Annotated in this window: 13 protein-coding genes and 1 tRNA gene; 4 read left to right on the top strand and 10 right to left on the bottom strand. The window is 69.7% G+C overall.

Annotation, left to right across the window (positions count from 1 at the left end; translation table 11 throughout):
* Window positions 1-91 precede the first annotated feature (91 nt).
* A complete protein-coding gene (gene mdoH, locus J1C47_RS07560) occupies window positions 92-2,077 on the top strand; it encodes a glucans biosynthesis glucosyltransferase MdoH (RefSeq protein ID WP_207350134.1) in 1,986 nt (661 codons plus the stop codon).
* A complete protein-coding gene (locus J1C47_RS07555; protein ID WP_207350133.1) occupies window positions 2,074-2,886 on the top strand; it encodes an FkbM family methyltransferase in 813 nt (270 codons plus the stop codon). Before mdoH ends, J1C47_RS07555 begins: the two co-directional genes overlap by 4 nt.
* Window positions 2,887-3,021: 135 nt before the next feature.
* Here J1C47_RS07555 and J1C47_RS07550 read toward each other — a convergent pair.
* Window positions 3,022-3,093: transfer RNA gene (locus tag J1C47_RS07550), tRNA-Thr, on the bottom strand.
* Window positions 3,094-3,221: 128 nt separating this feature from the next.
* Window positions 3,222-3,968: a HisA/HisF-related TIM barrel protein gene (locus J1C47_RS07545; RefSeq protein ID WP_207350132.1), complete on the bottom strand. Its 747-nt coding sequence runs from the start codon at window positions 3,966-3,968 to the stop codon at window positions 3,222-3,224.
* Between the two features lie 156 nt (window positions 3,969-4,124).
* Here J1C47_RS07545 and J1C47_RS07540 point away from each other — a divergent pair, with 156 nt between their 5' ends.
* Complete coding sequence (locus J1C47_RS07540; RefSeq protein WP_207350131.1) at window positions 4,125-5,159, top strand: hydantoinase/oxoprolinase family protein; 1,035 nt, start codon at window positions 4,125-4,127, stop codon at window positions 5,157-5,159.
* 204 nt (window positions 5,160-5,363) lie between these two features.
* On the opposite strand, the gene J1C47_RS07535 is transcribed toward J1C47_RS07540, so the two are convergent.
* The 8 genes from J1C47_RS07535 to J1C47_RS07500 all read right to left on the bottom strand — a co-directional run bounded on the left by J1C47_RS07535 (window position 5,364) and on the right by J1C47_RS07500 (window position 13,840).
* A complete protein-coding gene (locus J1C47_RS07535; RefSeq protein ID WP_207350130.1) occupies window positions 5,364-7,592 on the bottom strand; it encodes a xanthine dehydrogenase family protein molybdopterin-binding subunit in 2,229 nt (742 codons plus the stop codon).
* Between the two features lie 4 nt (window positions 7,593-7,596).
* The gene (locus tag J1C47_RS07530; protein WP_207350129.1) at window positions 7,597-8,568 is read right to left on the bottom strand and encodes an FAD binding domain-containing protein; all 972 of its coding nucleotides are present in this window, start codon (window positions 8,566-8,568) and stop codon (window positions 7,597-7,599) included.
* The gene (locus J1C47_RS07525; RefSeq protein ID WP_207350128.1) at window positions 8,565-9,074 is read right to left on the bottom strand and encodes a 2Fe-2S iron-sulfur cluster-binding protein; all 510 of its coding nucleotides are present in this window, start codon (window positions 9,072-9,074) and stop codon (window positions 8,565-8,567) included. Before J1C47_RS07525 ends, J1C47_RS07530 begins: the two co-directional genes overlap by 4 nt.
* Before the next feature lie 222 nt (window positions 9,075-9,296).
* Window positions 9,297-9,872, bottom strand: a complete 576-nt coding sequence (locus J1C47_RS07520; protein ID WP_207350127.1) for a DUF447 domain-containing protein — start codon at window positions 9,870-9,872, stop codon at window positions 9,297-9,299.
* A 4-nt stretch (window positions 9,873-9,876) separates the two neighbouring features.
* Window positions 9,877-11,316, bottom strand: coding sequence for a DUF6513 domain-containing protein (locus J1C47_RS07515; RefSeq protein WP_207350126.1), 1,440 nt, complete (start codon window positions 11,314-11,316; stop codon window positions 9,877-9,879).
* Between the two features lie 68 nt (window positions 11,317-11,384).
* On the bottom strand, window positions 11,385-12,035 hold the full coding sequence (locus J1C47_RS07510; RefSeq protein WP_207350125.1) for an amino acid kinase family protein: 651 nt from the start codon (window positions 12,033-12,035) through the stop codon (window positions 11,385-11,387).
* Between the two features lie 234 nt (window positions 12,036-12,269).
* Entirely contained in the window at window positions 12,270-13,358 is a 1,089-nt protein-coding gene (locus J1C47_RS07505) for a (5-formylfuran-3-yl)methyl phosphate synthase (RefSeq protein ID WP_207350124.1), read from the bottom strand.
* The gene (locus J1C47_RS07500; RefSeq protein WP_245396421.1) at window positions 13,355-13,840 is read right to left on the bottom strand and encodes a DUF3280 domain-containing protein; all 486 of its coding nucleotides are present in this window, start codon (window positions 13,838-13,840) and stop codon (window positions 13,355-13,357) included. The genes J1C47_RS07505 and J1C47_RS07500 overlap by 4 nt, the downstream gene beginning before the upstream one ends.
* Window positions 13,841-14,032: 192 nt before the next feature.
* Between J1C47_RS07500 and J1C47_RS07495 the strand changes: the two genes are divergently transcribed.
* Window positions 14,033-15,316: an ABC transporter substrate-binding protein gene (locus tag J1C47_RS07495; protein ID WP_207350122.1), complete on the top strand. Its 1,284-nt coding sequence runs from the start codon at window positions 14,033-14,035 to the stop codon at window positions 15,314-15,316.
* The last annotated feature ends 301 nt before the right edge of the window (window positions 15,317-15,617 follow it).

The following is a 15,617-nucleotide window of genomic DNA, read 5'->3' as shown; positions in this document are numbered from 1 at the left end:
CGGGCGACGCCAGCCATCATCGTTCTGCGGTGTCACACCGCCCCGTCGCGCACGCCGCGCGACGTCCGGCACCTGCGGAGACCAAGCACCCATGTTCGGCCCACCGACCGACGCCGTCGCCATGGACCCGACCAATGCGCGGCCGCTTCCGGCCGACGCCCCGAGGAACGACGTTCCGACGCCCGGCGCTCCGACGGCCGGCGTTCCGGCGGCCGGCGTTGCGGCGACCAACGTTCCGGCACCGCGGCCCGTCGTCACCGCCGGGCTGCCGGTGCGCCTGCGCCGGGGAATCGTCCTGTCGCTCAATCTCGCAACCATCGGCGGGCTCGCGGCCGCGGCCCTGGCGATCCTTTCCGACGACGGCCTGGACGCGCTCGACGCCGTCGTCTTCGCCGGCTTCCTGCTGACCACGCCCTTCACCGTGCTCGGCTGCTGGAACGCCGTCATCGGCCTTGCGCTGATCAGATTCGGCCGGCCGGAGAGAAGCGTCTATCCCTATTTCGCCGAAACCGGCGGCCGCGCCGCCCCTTCCCCGACGAGCCGGACCGATCTCCTGGTCTTCCTGCGCAACGAGGCGCCCGAGCCGATCTTCGCCCGGCTGGAGGCGATGCGCCGAAGCCTGGCGGCGACCGGCAAGGCCGAGCGCTTCCGCTTCGCCGTCCTCTCCGACACCTCGGATCCGCTGGTCGCGGCGGCCGAGCGGTGCGCCTTCGACCGCTTCGCCCATCTGTTCGCGTCCCTCCCCGAAGCCTCTCGGCCGCTCTATCGCCGCCGGGCCGACAATACCGGCTACAAGGCTGGCAATCTGAGGGATTTCCTCGCCGGCCACGCCGAAGAGTCCGACTTCTTCCTGCCGCTCGATTCCGACAGCCTGATGGGCGCCGGCACGATCCTGCGGATGGTCGAGGCGATGGAGGCAAATCCGCAGATCGGCATCCTGCAGAGCCTCGTCGTCGGCATGCCGGCGACGAGCGGCTTCGCGCGGCTCTTCCAGTTCGGCATGCGCCACGGCATGCGGTCCTTCACCATGGGCTCTGCCTGGTGGAACGCCGACTGCGGGCCCTATTGGGGGCACAATGCGCTGGTCCGCACCCGGCCCTTCCACGCGCATTGCGACCTGCCGGTCCTTTCCGGCAAGCCGCCGCTCGGCGGTCCCGTGCTCTCCCACGACCAGCTGGAGGCGGTCTACATGCGGCGCGCCGGCTTCGAGGTGCGCGTCGTCCCCGTCGAGACCCGCAGCTTCGAGACCAATCCGCCGACGCTGCTCGAATTCAAGAAGCGGGATCTCAGGTGGTGCCAGGGCAACATGCAGTATTTCCCCTTCCTCTTCGAGAAAGGGCTGCAGCCCGTCAGCCGCTTCCAGATCCTGCAGGCGATCCTGATGTATGTCGCGCCGCTCGCCTGGCTGATCATGACGCTTGCCGCGGCGGCGAAGGCGCTTGCCGGCGGCTACGACCCGGCAACGGTCGAACGCGGCCTGGCGCTGTTCGCCACGCTGTTTATCATGGCGCTCGCCCCGAAGCTCGCCGGCGTCGCCGACGTGCTGACGACCCGCGGCGCGATGCGGGCCTATGGCGGCGCGTCCCGCTTCCTCGCCTCGGTGGTGCTGGAACTGGCGGCGGCGATGCTGATCGCCCCGATCGTCGCGGTCTACGTCTCGGTGTTCCTCGTCGGTCTCTGCTTCGGCCGGCGCGTCGGCTGGAACGGCCAGAACCGCGACCGCCTCGGCGTTCCATTGTCGGCCGCCGCCAGGGCGCTGGCGCCGCAGACCGCGCTCGGCCTGTCGCTGACGGGGGTGCTGCTTCTTTCGGGCAGCGGCGCGGCGGTGCTTCTGGGGCTGCCCTTCCTCGCCGGGCTGCTTCTCGCCGTGCCGTTCACCGCCCTGACCGCCGCACCGGCCTTCGGCCGGCTGACGACCTGGCTCGGCCTGTTCGCCATTCCGGAGGAGACGATCATGCCGCCGGTGCTGCGCTCGGTCGTCTCCCCCGCGGCGCGGCGGTGGCGCCGGCCGGCGCGCCGGCCGGTCGCTGCGGCAAAAGAGCTCCGCGAGGCGGACGTCTCGGCCGGGCGGCCGTGACGCTGCGCCGGCGCATCGGGGCCTGGCGCGGCATCGCCCGCAGCCTCCTCACCTACCGGCTCGACCGGCGCCACGCGGCAGGCCTGAGGCGCCTCTATTCCGGCCTGGTGAGGCCGGGCGATCTCGTCTTCGACGTCGGCGCCCATGTCGGGGACCGCAGCGCCGCCTTCGCGGCGCTGGGCGCCCGGGTCGTCGCCGTCGAGGCGCAGCCCCGGCTGGCGCGGCTCCTGCGCTGGCAGGCCCGCCTGACGCCCGGTCTCACCGTCGTCGAGGCGGCCGCGGGCGCGGCGCCCGGGACGCTCACCCTGCGGCTGAATGCCGGCAACCCCAGCGTCGCGAGCGTCTCGGCGGCATTCGTCGCGGCCGCGTCGCAGGGCGCGCCCGGCTGGCAGGGGCAGGTCTGGGACGAAACCGTCGAGGTCGAATGCGTCACCCTCGACGGGCTCGCCGCCCGCTTCGGCCGGCCGGACTTCGTCAAGATCGACGTCGAGGGCTTCGAGGACCGGGTGCTCGCCGGCCTGTCGGGAAAAAACGCCCCCGCGGGGCTCTCCTTCGAATTCGTGACCATGGACCTCGCCCCGGCCCTCGATGCGCTGGCGACCGTGCAGCGGCTCGGCTACCGGGCCTTCGACGTCTCGCTCGGCGAAAGCCACCGCTTCACCTTCGGCGACAGGCAACCGGCCGAGGCGATCGCGGCATGGCTTCGGGCCCTGCCTCTTAAGGCAAATTCCGGAGACGTCTATTGCTGGCGCCCCGCCTCGTCCGCCGGCGACGGCCGGACCGTGCCGACTGACGAGACCGCGCCGTGATCGAGCGGCGATTTCCCGGGAGCCCGAGCGGCGGCGAGACGCCACCGTGGTTCTCGACGCACACGTTTGAACACGTGCGCCACCGCCTTGACGGCGCGCTTCCGAAAAATGCTTTGATTTCATGGAATTGAACGGTGCCGGCGGAGAGGATCGAACTCCCGACCTTCGGTTTACAAAACCGCTGCACTACCGCTGTGCTACGCCGGCGCAGACCACGCGGTAGCACATCCCGCCCGCGCGAAGAACCCGAAAATTCCTGGACCCTGGGGCGTCGGCGCGGCCTGGCATCGCGCCGAGCCGGCGGCGGTTCCGCGATCGGGTCGCCGAAGCTCGGCTCAGCCGGGCAAGGCCGAGAGATCGGCGGCGGCGATGCGGCCGTCGTGCAGCGCGGATGCGACCAGCGCCCCGGAGATCCCCATCGCCGCCAGCCGACGAAGGTCCTCCGGCCCGCGCACCCCGCCGGCGGCGAAGACGTCGCGGTCCCCGGCCCGCGCCCTGATCGCTTCGAGACGATCGAAGTCCGGCCCGGCGCCGCTGCCGACCTTGGCGAGCGTCATGACGATCAGCCGATCCGGCCAGAGCCCCGCATCATCGAGGATTTCGCGCGGCCCGAGGAAGGCCTCGCCGCGAAAGTCGAGCGACAGCGCGAAGTCGGTCGCCTCCGACAGCCTGCCGACGGTGGCGGGCCCGTCCACCGATTCGGAGCCGACGACGCAGAGGACCCCCGGCAGGGCGTCGATCGCCATCGCCTCGTCGAAGCTCGCGACCCCGGCATCGAGCCAGAGCGCGATGCCGGGATGCGCCGCGACGAGGTCCGCCATCAGCGCCTCGTCGGGCTCGCCACGCCGCCGGCGACCGGCCCCCTCCTCCAGCACGCCCTCCACCACCACGCCTTCGATGGCGTCGAGATCGGCGACGTAGAGCGCGCCGAACGAATGAAGGGACAGAAGGCCGCGGGCGACGGCCAGCGGCTCGGCAGTGTTGGAGAGCGGCGTTTCGATCGGCCGATAGTTCGCCCGGTCGCCCATGACGCCCCGCACGACGCTGCCGCCCTTGACGTCGAGGACCGGAACGACTTGCATCTTGAACCTTGAGACCGGTTGGCTTTCGGTGGTCATATACCGCAAGCATTGCGAGGCGGCCAGAACGGGCGGCCGCGCGAGGCCGGCATATCCTCCCCGTCGCCGCCGGGCTTCGGGCGGGACGGCATCCGGAAACGACTTCGAGACGTTGATTTCATGACGAGAATTCTGGGCTGGGACGTCGGCGGCGCGCATCTCAAGGCAGCGCTTGCCGAAAACGACCGCATCCTGCGCGTCTTCCAGGAACGCACCCCGATCTGGCAGGGCCTCGATCATCTGGAAGCCGGACTCGGCCGGATCCTCGGCGAGATCGATGCCGAATCGGTCGATCGCCATGTCGTCACCATGACCGGCGAGCTCTCGGACGTCTTTGCGTCGCGCCGCGAAGGCGTCGAGCGGCTGGCCCGGCTGTTCGGCGCGCGGCTGTCCGGCGACGTCCTCCTCTATGGCGGCGCGGCGGGTTTCCTCGCGCCAGGCGACGCCCGCTCCCATGCCGGCGAGATCGCCTCGGCCAACTGGCATGCCAGCGCCGCCCTCGTCGCCGCATCGATCGAAGAGGCGGTGTTCGTCGACATGGGGTCGACCACCACCGACATCCTGCCCGTCGCCGGCGGCGCCGTGAAGGCGGCCGGCGCCAGCGACAACGCCCGGCTCGCCTGCGGTGAACTCGTCTATCAGGGCTACACCCGCACGCCGCTGATGGCCGTCGCCGGCCGGGCCGCCTTTGCCGGGCGCGTCGTGCCGGTGATGAACGAGTTCTTCGCGACGATGGCCGACGTCCAGCGCATCGTCGGCGTCCTCGACGAGGCCGACGACCTCTACCCCGCCGCGGACAATGCCGAGAAGACGGTCGAGGCCTCCCGCCGGCGCCTCGCCCGGATGATCGGTCTCGATGCCGAGGACGGCACCGACGGCGCCTGGGAATGGCTCGCCCATGGCTTTGCCGAGGAACAGCTCAGAAAGATCCACGACGCCGTCCTCCTCGTCCTGTCGCGCGAGGACGTCTCGGAGGACGCGCCGGTCGTCGTCGCCGGAACCGGGCGGCCGGTGCTGAAGCGCCTCGCAGCGAGGCTCGACCGCGGGGTGGTCGACTTTCCCGATCTCTTCGATTGCCCCGCCGAACTGCGCGACGCCGTCTGCCGGGCGGCGCCGGCGGCGGCGCTGGCCGTCCTGGCGGGGCGGACGACCTGACCGTCGCAGCAGGGGCCGCGCCGGCAAGAGCCCGAAGAGACGCGGGCGGCGCCGGTGCGCGCTTCGCCTGCAGGCCGGCCGGGGAGAAGCGTTTCGGTGGCGCGGCAACGTGCCGGTGTGATGACCGAACGGCACGAAAAACGGGGCCGGCGCGATACGCACCGGCCCAGAGATTCATGCCATGACGGCGGCTTGGCGCGGTGATCAGGCCGCCGCGCCGACCTCCTCGGGAAGATGCGGCAGCAGTTTGTCCATCGTCACCGGATAGTCGCGGATGCGGATGCCGGTGGCGTTGTGAATGGCGTTGTTGATCGCCGCCCCGACGCCGGCGATCGCGAGTTCGCCGATGCCCTTGCCGGCGAGCGGACTGGCATAGGGGTCGCGGTCCTCGAGCAGCACCACGTCGAGCTTCGGCACGTCGGCATGGACGGGCACGTGATACTCGGCAAGGTCGTGGTTGACGATCAGGCCGTTGCGGGCGTCGACCACCAGTTCCTCTTCGAGCGCGTAGCCGATGCCCCAGATCTGGCCGCCGTAGCACTGCGACGTCGCGGTCTTCATGTTGAGGATGCGGCCGGCCGCGCCGACGGTGAGAAGCCGCCGCACCCTTGTCTCGCCGGTGGTGGCGTTGACCGCGACCTCGGCGAAATGCGCCCCGTAGCTCGCCTGGTTGGTCTCGTTCGACGTATCGCCCGGTTCGATCTTGCCGGTCACCCGGATCGTCTCGCCCTCGAGGATCTCGGAAAACGGGATCTGCCGGTTGCCCGAAATCGCGTGCCCGTCCTTCAGCGTCAGGGTCTCCGCCTCGACGCCGAGCCGCTTGGCGAATTCCGCGACCACCGCCTCGGCCGCGACATAGACCGAGGAACCGGCCGAGTTCGCGCCCCAGGAGCCGCCGGAGCCGGAGGATTCCGGCAGCGAGGTATCGCCGAGGAGGACGTCGACATGATCGAGCGGCAGGCCGAGCATCTCGGCGGCGATCTGCTGCAGGATGGTGTAGGTGCCGGTGCCGATGTCGGTCATCGACGTCTTCACCGTCGCCCGGCCGGCCGGATCCATCTCGATCTCGGCGGAGGACGCCATCAGCGAGTTGGCGCGGCTCGCCGAGGCCATGCCCCAGCCGATCAGCCACTCGCCTTCGCGCCGCGAGGCGGGCGTCTTCGGCCGGTCGGACCAGCCGAAGCGCTTCGCCCCCTCGTCGATGCATTCGAGCAGCCGGCGCGAGGAGAACGGCACGTCCTCCTGCGGATCCTTTTCCGGCTCGTTCTTCCTGCGGAACTCGATGGGATCGATGCCGAACATCTCGGCAAGCTCGTCGAGCGCGCTTTCGGTGGCGAGCATTCCCGTCGCCTCGCCCGGGGCACGCACCGCCGAGGTTGTCAGCACGTCGGTGGTGACGACCCGGTGCGTCACCAGCCGGTCGGAGCCGGGATAGAGGAAGACGGTCGAGATGCCCGACGGTTCGAAGAAGCCCTCGCCCTCGGCATTCGCCGTCTCGCTCTCATGGGCGAAGCAGGTGATGCGGCCGTCCCGCGTCGCGCCGATGCGGACCCGCTGGATGGTCTCGCCGCGCCGCGACGTCGCCTGGAAGACGTTCTGCCGCGTCAACGCCAGCTTCACCGGCCGGCCGACCTCGCGGGCGCCGAGCGATGCGAGGACGGCGTCCGGGCCGATGCCGAGCTTCGAGCCGAAGCCGCCGCCGATATAGGGGCTGAGCAACCGCACCTTCGAGGCGTCGATGCCGACCCCGTTGGCGATCTGCTGGACGTTGAGGTCGAGGAGCTGGCAGGACGACCAGACGGTCAGCTGATCGCCGTCCCACTTCGCGACCGACGAATGGGGCTCCATCGCCGCCGCGTGATAGGCCGGCGTCGTGTAGGTGCGGTCGAACTGGACCTCCGCCGCGGCGAAGGCCTTTTCGAAATCGCCGCGCTTGGTATCGGCCGCCATCGGCCCGCCGTCGGAGGCACGCCCGGTGCCGCGGCGGCTCTCGATCTCGTAGCGGCCTTCGAGCGCCTCGTATTCCACCTTGACCAGGCTGGCGGCATGGCGGGCGATCTCGAAGCTTTCCGCCACAACCAGCGCCACCGGCTGGTTGTAATGGTAGATCTCGCCCTTCATCGCCGGCACGTCAGGGCCCATCGGCTGGGCAGAGGAGTGCATCACCCGGTCGCCGCTGACCACCGCGAGGACGCCCGCGAGCGACTGGGCGGCCATGGTGTCGATCGACGTGACCTTGGCGCGGCCGACCGGCCCCGGCACGACAAAGCCGTAGGCGACCTTCTCGCCGACGAGATGCTCGTAGGCGTAAGGCGCCTTGCCGGAGACCTTCAGCTTGCCCTCGTAGCGGTCGACGCCCTTGCCGATCACCCCTTGCGTGGCACGATCGAGGCGGGTCTCGCCGATCGCTTCGTTCATCACGTGCTTGTTCATGGCGTCATGCTCCCTTCGTGGCGTCGGCGAGCACGGCCTTCAGCGTGCGCCGCGCGAGCGGGATCTTGAAGTCGTTCCCGCCCTGGCCCTCGGCCTCGGCGAGGAGGATGTCCGCAGCCTTGTCGAAGTTCGCCATCGTCGGCTCCTTGCCGACGAGCGCGGCTTCAACCTGCGCGTCGCGCCAGGGCATCGGGGCGAGGCCGCCGAAGGCGAGTCCGGCCTCGGCGATCGTCGAGCCCTCCATGCGGACGATCGCGGCGACCGAGACGAGAGCGAAGGCGTAGGACGCGCGATCGCGAACCTTGCGGTAGCGCTGCGTGCCGGCGCGGGGCTTCGGCAGCCGCACGGCGGTAATCAGTTCGCCCGGCTCGAGCACCGTCTCGATCTGCGGCGTCTCCCCCGGCAGGCGATAGAGTTCGCCGAGCGGGATCGTGCGGCTGGAGCCGTCGGCCTTCTGCGTCTCGACGGCGGCATCGAGCACCCGCATGGCGACCGCCATGTCGGAGGGATGCGTGGCGATGCAGTGCTTCGAGGCCCCGAGGACGGCGTGGATGCGATTGAAGCCGCCGATCGCGCCGCAGCCCGATCCCGGCTCGCGCTTGTTGCAGGGCTGGGACGGCTCGTAGAAATAGTTGCAGCGGGTGCGCTGGAGGAGATTGCCGCCGGTCGTCGCCTTGTTGCGCAGCTGACCGGAGGCACCGGCGAGCAGCGCCCGCGACAACACCTCGTAGTCGCGGCGGATGCACGGTTCGGCGGCGAGATCGGAATTGGTGACGAGAGCGCCGATCCTGAGTCCACCGTCGTCCGTCTCCTCGATGCCGCGCAGCGGCAGACGGGTGATGTCGACGAGCTTTTCGGGCGTCTCGACCTCGAGCTTCATCAGGTCGAGGAGATTGGTGCCGCCGGCGATGAAGCGCCCGGCAAGCCGACCGGCCTCCGCGACGTCGCCCGCCCTCGCGTATTCGAACGGTCTCATGCGGTCTCCTTCAGCTTGGCGCTGGCGGTCTCGATGGCGTCGACAATGTTGGGATAGGCCGAGCAGCGGCAGAGATTGCCGCTCATGCGCTCGCGGATCTCGCCGCCCGAAAGTTCGGGGCGCCCGTTGACGTCGGCGCTGGCGTGGCTCGGCCAGCCGTCGGCGACCTCGCCGAGCATCCCGACCGCCGAGACGATCTGACCCGGCGTGCAGTAGCCGCACTGGAAGCCGTCGTGGTGCAGGAAGGCCTCCTGCATCGGGTGGAGAGCGGCCGGATTGCCGAGCCCCTCGATGGTGGTGATCTCGTCGCCCTCGTGCATGACGGCGAGGGTCAGGCAGGAATTGATCCGCCGGCCGTTGACCAGCATCGTGCAGGCGCCGCACTGGCCGTGGTCGCAGCCCTTCTTCGAGCCGGTGAGCCCCAGATGGTCGCGGCAGGCGTCGAGCAGCGACGTGCGCATGTCGACGTCGAGCGTGTACTCGCTCCCGTTGATCTTCAGCTTCATTGCGTGAACTCGCCCTTCGTTGGCGTCCGTCGGGCGCGATGCTTAGCCACGCCCAGTTTGGAACGGTTCGAAATCCGTTCGTTAACGAGGGCACGACCCGATGGTTTCGAGTGGGGTGACGAAGTGTTCAATAAGCCATTGGCCAACGAATGATCCGTGCGGCATCCGGTGCGTGTCGGGCAAAAAATTCCGCGGCCGAAACGTCGAAATCGCCGACCGGCCTCACTGCGTTGCCTCAACCTCCGCCAGATGCTCAATGACCTTTTCGAGCAGCCAGTAGAAGGCGGTCTCCTCGTCCGGGCCGGCGGTCTTGTCGATGGCGATCTTCAGATAGGCGATCTCGGTCTCGATCTTCTCGGCCGGCAGCATCTTCAGCCGGCTGACCAGGATCGCGGCCTCGAGCACCGCCGCCTTGGCGCGGTTCATGCCGGTGAAGGGCCGGTGCTGCCCCGAGGAGACGACCCTGCAGAAGAAGCGTGGCCGCGCCGCGTCGTCGCTGACCCGCTCGACCTTCAGGACGTCGTGGGAAAGCGCCGCTTCGAGCCGCGGCACCGGGCAGCCCTCGACCGGCGCCAGCGGCCAGTCCTTGCGGCCGGTGAGGCAGCCGGCGAAGATCTTCGCCTCGTCGGTGTAGTTGACGACGGCAATGCCGTTGGCCTCGATATTGGCGAGGGTCGTCGAGGGCCGGAACGGCGCGATGACCCAACCGTCGCCCTCCTGGATGATGCCGAGCGGCGCGATGTGGACTTCGCCGGCCTCGGAAATGGTGGTCAGGATCGTCTCGCGAATATAGGCCAAGGCCTCACCTCCCCTCGCCGTCGTCTTTCCCGGCAGCTTCCGCACGCCGGGGGTTCTTCTTCGCCTTCAGCGTATGGCCCGCCTCTTCCAGCCGCGTCCGGTCCTCCTCGTCGCGCGGTGCCCCGACGCCGAAGTCGAGGGCTGTGTCCTGGGCATAGCGCTTGCCGAGCCGGAAGGCGATCTCGGCCTTCTGGAGTTCCGCCCCGAGATAGAAGGCATGGCCGGTGTCGCCGTCCACCTCGATGTGCGGAAACAGCTCGAAGGCGTCGGTCGCGACCGCATGGATGTCGCGGTTGTAGAGGTGGATGCCGTCCTCGGCGGTCTCGATCCGGTAGTTGCGGTCCTTGATCGTCGCGGCCATCTCGCCGAGTTCCTCGGGCGTCACGGCGAAGGGCTTGACGTCGTGGACCTGCAAAAGCGCGTTGGAATAGCCGCGCGGCAGGGCGTTGTCCTGCCGCGCCGCAAAGAACATGCGCCGGGCCGCATCATGCTCGGCGATCGTCCGGCGGGTGTGCGGGCTGACATGGACGACGAGGAGATTGTCGATGGCGAGTTCCGAGCAGATGCCGAGCAGCGTCGCGGTGATGCCCGACGTGTCGGCGTCGGTGAGTTCGGTGAGATTGCCGGTTCCCATCAGGATGGAGATCTGCGGATGGCGCCGACGCAGCTCGTGATAGCGCGCCAGCGAGGCGGAAAAGCCGAAATGGATCGGATCGAGGATCGGGTCGGCGATGACGTCGATCCCCATCGCCCGTGCCTTCTCGATCGCCCGGTCGAGCGAGTCGAGGTCGTGCGGCGTTGCCGGAACGAGCACCGGCACGGCATCACCCTCCCGGGCGATATCCAGCGTTTCCTCGGTGAGGCTGAGGAGGTAGTCGGCGCCGGCCCGCGTGCCCCGTGAGAGCTCGTCGGGGTCGGCGGAATCGACGCTGACCCGGTGACCGGCGGCCTTCAGGGCGCAGATGGTCGCTTCGAGATGCGGAAACGGCGTGTCCGGCAGGCAGCCGAGGTCGATGACGTCGGCGCCCTCGCCGCGCATCCTCGCCGCCCGTTCGACGATCGCCTCGACCGGATGCGCGGTCGCGTCAACGATCTCCGCGAAGATCCGCATGGCATGCCGGGAGAGATCGGGCGGGCCGCCCTTGCGTCCGAGAAAGGCCGGCAGGTCGGCGAGTTCGTCCGGCCCGCGCACGAAGGGGACGCCGAAGGAGGCCTCGAGCCGGCCGAGATCGGCGCGGCAGCGCCCCGGCAGGACGACGCGGTCGGCCTCGACCGGCCGGGCCAGCCGCCGCTCGATGATCTCGCCGGTGGCGAGGGCGGCGACCTTGACCCCGATATCCGCGATCGCCCAGCTAAAATCCGCGGCATCGAGGCCGGCGAGGATCCGTTCCAGGCGCGGTCGGGCCAGATGGCCGGTCAGGAAGAGCAGTCGCGGTTTCGCCATGGCCCGCTATGTCGGTCATTCCCGGCCGGTTGAAAAGCCCGCCGGCGGCGGAACCGGCCAGATGCCGCTCAACCGGCGACGGCGACGAGACGCGCCGGCTGGCGGGCGAGGAGATGGCCGGGAACCTTCCCCTCCGCAAGGCGCATCCCCGCCGCAGACAGATCCCCCGGGCCCGCCACGTGAACCCTCGCCGCCTCGGCGAGATGGAAGCCGAACATGTCGTCGACGATCTTCGCCCCGACCAGCGCCTCGACGTCGCTGCCCTTCGGCACGTCGATCTGCTTGATCAGGCAGAGGTCGGAGGCCGAAAGGCGGCGTGCCAGCCAGGCCGCCAGCGAATCGGAGGTGACGGTCCAGTCCTGGGCGATGTCCGATGCCGTGAGGGCGACGTCGCGTGGCAGCCAGACCGGGATCCGGCCGGCCTCGATCGCCGTATCGATCTCGCTGCGGTCGCGCGCCCGGACCATCCGCGTCGACAGGCTGACGAGGGCGAGACCGAACTGTTCCATGCCGAGGATCGCCATTTCGTGGGCCGCCCGGTCGTCGAAGCCGAGCTTCGACTGATAGCGCCGAACCGTGTTGGCGAACGGCCCGCCGCCCGGCACCACCACCATCGGCAGACGCGCCTGTTCGAGCGCCCTGACCCAGCGGGCGAGATCCGGCGAGGTCGCCGAACTGCCACCGAGCTTGACCACCAAGAGCTGCTTGCGAATTCCCATACCGGCGACCCTTCCCTGGCGTTTCCCGAAGGCCGCCGCGAAGCCGCGAGCCGACCTCTCCCGTCGCGGCCTCTTCGGGCCGCTTCACAGTTTCGTCACAGAAACTGGCGCCGCGCGTCGCCGGTTCCAGCCCGGCAGTTGCGGCGGAATACGCCCGCGGGGTCGTCAGTCTGTGTCAGATCGGAGTGAATGACGTCTCGGCCGGTGATGCAAGAGGCGGCGGCGCGGCCCTGCTCAGCCGCCCGCCGCCTGCCGCCGGCGGATGATCTCGATGCCGACGGAGCCGGGGCCGAGTTCGAGCTTCTCCACCCTGACGCCGACCTCGAAGACCCTCTGGTCGGAGAGGACGGTCGCCGCGAGATCGACCGCCAGCGTCTCGACGAGATCGGTGTGGCCCCGTTCGGCGAGGTGCCGGATCGCGTCGATGACGAGGTCGTAGGAATAGACCGCGGCGATGTCGTCGTTCCGCGGATCGATCCTGTCGATCAGGGCGTCGACTGAAAACCGCACCTTCTGGCGCCGTCCGCGCTCGTGCCCGTAGGCGCCGATCTCGATGTCGAGGACGAAGTCGCGCACGAAGATCCTGTCGTGGACGGGCTGCCCGGCGGGGGCGGCTGCGCCGTCCGGACCGGCCCCCTCGACCGGCCGCCCGGAGCCGGCGACGAGCGCGGCGATGCGGCGGACCTTGTCGGCGTCGAGCGCGTCGCCGCGCGCCCCGTTCGTCAGCGCGCCGCGAAATCCGAGATAGTCCGGCGAAAGGACGAGAAGACGCGGCACGTCCGGCGCTTCGAGCGAGCCGGCGAGGCCTGTGACGAGGCCGTTTGCCCTCGCCGCGTCGACGAAGCGCGACAGCGCCGGAAAGGCGAGCTTCGACAACAGCCCGCCGCCCGCCTTCCCCATCGTGTCGATCATCGCGCCGTGAAATCCCGCCTCGGCGAGCGGAGCGAGAAGGTCGAAGTCCGGATCGCCGTCCGCGAAGAACACCGCGACCAGCCGGATCTCGCGGGAAAGCACCGCGAGCGCTCCGATCACCGCGAGGCGCTCCTCGCGGGACGCCGGGAACAGGCCGATCTTGACGAAGTCGGCGGCGCGCCGCTCGCGAACCGCCCGCATCACAAGGTCCGGCTGCATCGGCAGGTCGCCCGCCACCGCCGAAACCGGGCGCCGGCCGGCCACCGCCGCGATGGTCGCAGCGAGGACGGCCGGCGGAACCGCGCCAAGGGCGCCCGCGGCGGGATCCTTCAGATCGATGATGTCGGCGCCGCCGGAGATCGCGAGCTCGGCCTCTTCGGGGCCGGTGACGCTCGCCAGGAGTTTCGTCAACGCGCAGCCTCCAGCTGCTTCTTCAGAAAATTCTCGAACAGATAAGCGAGGCCACGGTCCCAGCTCTCGTCGGTGTTGGAGCGGATGTCGGCGCTGCCGCGGGCGATCTCCTTACCGGTTCCGACGTCGAAGGCATAGGCGTTGATGTTGAGGATCAGGTTGGAAACCTTCTGCACGGTGCCGACGACTGCGACGTCCGCCCCGACCGTGCGGGCGAAGCCGATCGCGCAGTTGCCGCAGCTCTGAAGATTGGCGGCCTCGGCCTTCGGGGCGACCGGCGCGACGTCGACGACGTCGTAGCCGTTCAGCCCGGCGATGTCCCTGCGCAGCTCCGGTGCCATGCGCCTGAGGCGGGCCTGCTGCGCCTCGTCGCGGCCGGTCATTGCCCCTTCGAGGCTCGAATCGATCAGCTGGAATTTGAAGACCGCGACGCCGCGTTCGGCCGCGACGGCCGGAGCGGCGACCGTCAGCGCCAGGAGCATAACGGGAAAAAATCTTGCTTGCCTGATCAGTTCGGCTCCGTGACAGATGGGCGGTACAGGCATGAGGCTTCTCCCCTGGACTGTGGAATGGTGCCCGACACCGGGTGATAGGGCGGCCACGGGGAGGAACAATGGACGCGGCACGGCGGCGGCGGGGCGCCGCGTCCGCGTGAAATGCGGGAGGAAATCGTCATGTTCGATCCGGATCGCCTGCGAAACAGGCTGTCGTCGCTCGTCCTCGCCCCGGCGCTGGTCGCGGCGATGAGCGTCGCCGCGCCGGCCCAGGAGACCTCCGGCCAGGGCACCGCGCCGAAGCCGGCCGCTCCGGCGGCGGCGAGCCCCGGCAAGAAGCAATTGGAGACGATCCGCATCGGCTATCTGCGGACCTACGAACGCACGCTGGCGCTTTCCGTCCTCGACATCCCGCCGGAGGACATCGGGCTCGCAGGCGCCCGCGTCGCGATCAAGGATAACGATACGACCGGCTCCTTCATGGGCCAGAAGTTCGTCCTCGACGAGGTGACGCTGAAGCCCGGCGAGAGCATCGACGCGTCGCTCCAGAAGCTCATCGCCGACGGCGACCACTATATCGTCACCGACCTGTCGGCGGAAGACACGCTGAAGGCCGCCGACATCGCCAAGACGTCCGGCGCGATCATCCTCAATGCGGGGTCCGAGGCCGACCGGCTGCGCAACGACGATTGCCGCAACAACATGTTCCACATCGCGCCGTCGCGCTCGATGCTGACCGACGGGCTGGCGCAGTACCTGATGTGGAAGCAGTGGCGGAACTGGGCGCTGGTCGAGGGCGAACACCCGAACGACCAGCTCTTTGCCGACGCGCTGAAACGGTCGGCCGAGAAGTTCGGCGGCAACATCGTCGGCGAGAAGGTGTTCCCCGATCGCGGCGGCGCCCGGGCGACGGATTCCGGCCAGGCCGAGGTGCAGCGGCAGATCCCGGTGTTCCTGCAGGACCTGCCGGAGCACGACGTCCTGCTGGTCGCCGACGAGAGCGAGGTGTTCGGCACCTACATCCCGTGGCGGACCTGGATCCCGCGGCCCGTTGCCGGCACCGCCGGCCTGGTTCCCGGCTCGTGGCACCCGGCGAGCGAACAGTGGGGCGGCGCGCAGATCCAGAACCGCTTCGTCGATGCCTCCGGCCGGCGCATGCAGGCGAAGGACATGCAGGCCTGGACGGCGGTCCGCGTCATCGGCGAGGCGGCATCGCGCACCCAGTCCGCCGATCCGAAGAAGATCGACGCCTTCATCCGCTCGAAGGATTTCACCGTCGCCGCCTTCAAGGGACAGCGCCTGACCTTCCGCGACTGGGACTGGCAGCTGCGCCAGCCGGTGCTCCTGGCGACGGAGAACTCGGTGGTCACCGCCTCGCCGCAGGATGGCTTCCTGCATCAGGTCTCGGAGCTCGACACGCTCGGCACCGACCGGCCCGAGACCACCTGCAAGTTCGCCGACTGAGCGGCCGGCCGGCCGCCCGGCGGTGATGACCGGCATGACGCCCGCCGACCCGATCCGGCCGGCAGGCGGGGGCCGCCGGATCGCTGACAGGCCGGTGGAAAGATGCTACCCGCAGAGGCCGCCTCCCGCGCCGCGACACGCCTGCTGCAAAGCGGGTGCGCAGCCCGGGTGGGCCGGCTTCCGCCACGGCGAGATCCCGAGGCCGCCCGCCCCAGGCAGGCGGGACCGGCCGGGTCGAAACCGCCGGAACGGCAGCATCGCGACCTCTGAACGGCAGGGTCGCGGACGGTGTGAGCAGGCA

This window comes from Jiella sonneratiae, from assembly GCF_017353515.1.
In the GTDB taxonomy this organism is placed as follows: domain Bacteria; phylum Pseudomonadota; class Alphaproteobacteria; order Rhizobiales; family Rhizobiaceae; genus Jiella; species Jiella sonneratiae.
This window is presented reverse-complemented; position numbering and strand designations above follow the sequence as displayed.